This is a genomic window from Bifidobacterium sp., assembly GCF_050874245.1.
Lineage (GTDB): Bacteria > Actinomycetota > Actinomycetes > Actinomycetales > Bifidobacteriaceae > Bifidobacterium.
Window position 1 is genome coordinate 1 of the sequence record NZ_JBNMKH010000176.1, and the last position, 1607, is coordinate 1607.

The 1607-nt window shown below is 60.0% G+C and carries 2 protein-coding genes; one reads left to right on the top strand and one right to left on the bottom strand.

The features are described from left to right. On the bottom strand, positions 1–1100 hold a 1100-nt coding region (locus tag ACR0P8_RS09625), incomplete at its 3' end, for a sialate O-acetylesterase (RefSeq protein ID WP_432624838.1). Positions 1101–1373: 273 nt separating this feature from the next. Here ACR0P8_RS09625 and ACR0P8_RS09630 point away from each other — a divergent pair. Then, on the top strand, positions 1374–1607 hold a 234-nt coding region (locus tag ACR0P8_RS09630; RefSeq protein WP_432624771.1), incomplete at its 3' end, for an NAD(P)-dependent oxidoreductase.

The following is a 1607-nucleotide window of genomic DNA, read 5'->3' on the forward strand; positions in this document are numbered from 1 at the left end:
ATGAGGAACGGCAGGTTCTCGCTCCAGATGGCGCGCCACTCGCCGATCAGCATGCCCAGCAGCTCACGGTAGGACCCACAATACGGTTCGTCCTCCTCGCCTTGGTACCACAGGAAACCAGCCAGCGAGTATGGCGCGTTGCGTTCCAGCATGGCGTGGAACGGTCCGGTCGGACGGTACTGCGACGTCGGCGTGACCGGCGGCGGCCACGGGCATGCGCCGTACTGTTCGTTCAGCGTATCCCACGTCACGTCGGGATCGGCTTCCTTGGCGGCCGCGATATTCGCGTTCCAAGCATCGAATCTCGTCTGCCATTCGTCGGTTTCCAGCTTGAACTGCTCCTGCGTCTTGCCGGCGATCGCACGCTCGTACCGGGTGAGATAGCCACGTCCTGCCTCGCTGGAATTCAACGCGTCCTCGCTCATCCAGCACGTGATCGACGTGCCGCCGATATAGCAGTCCACGATGCCGATCGGCAGATCGGGGTCGAGTTCGGAGCGCAGCTTGTGCGCGAAATAATAGGCGACGGCGCTCATCACACCGCTGTTTTCCGGCGATGATTCCTGCCAGCTCGCCGCGTTCTCCGCATTGCGGTTGATGACGCCGGTTTTCGGCACGTTGTAGAAACGCAGCAGCGGATCGGCGCAATTCTCAAGGGCCGCTTCGGCGTTCTCGCTGTTGCGCAGCTCAAGTTCCATATTGCTTTGGCCGCCGGCAAGCCACACCTCGCCGATCAGCACGTCCTCGAATTCGAGGAAATCGTTGCCCGCGGTGACGCGGAGCGTGTACGGACCGCCCTCCGGCTGCGCGGGAAGCATCACGCGCCACGGCGAAAGACCGTCCTTGAGATCCTTCGAAGCGTACGCGTGGGCCTGCGCGACCATCGACCCGTCGAAATCGCGAATCTGCGCGACGACTTCCATACCTGCGCAATCGGCATCCAACGCACCGAACACGGCGTTGGGCTTGTTGCGCTGCAATACCATATGCGAGGCGAAAATCGCCGCCACATGCAACACACCGGCCGAGCTACGTTCCTCGACCTCATCGGCTTCCGCAGTCAGTTCAGATCCCGGCGCGGGACCAGTCACAGCAACCATGGCATCTCTTCCTACTAGAAATACGACATGCCTATCCTATGCCATTCCCGGCCGAGGATACGCGAATCCATCATCCAGTGAGCAGTGGATTTTTTACGGTTTCTCGGCTCACTTTGTGGACTGGATACGTGTCAAGGCACCGCCTCCGGTAGGATGGACCCCAGTTTGCAGGACAAAATCCATGCACGAAACCACGAATTTCATCTGCGAATGGTAGAAACCCGAACGCTTTTCAAGCGTTCACCCCACTACACAAAAGGAGTGCCAAGTACAATGGCTGCACAAATTTGGTATGAGAACGACGGCGATCTCTCGGTCCTCGAAGGCAAGAAGGTTGCCATCATCGGTTACGGTTCCCAGGGCCACGCCCATGCGCTGAACCTGCGCGATTCCGGCGTCGACGTCGTCGTCGGCCTGCGCCCGACCTCCAAGTCTGTCGAGCACGCCAAGGAGCAGGGTCTGGAAGTCAAGTCCGTTCCGGAAGCCGCCGCTGAAGCCGACATCATC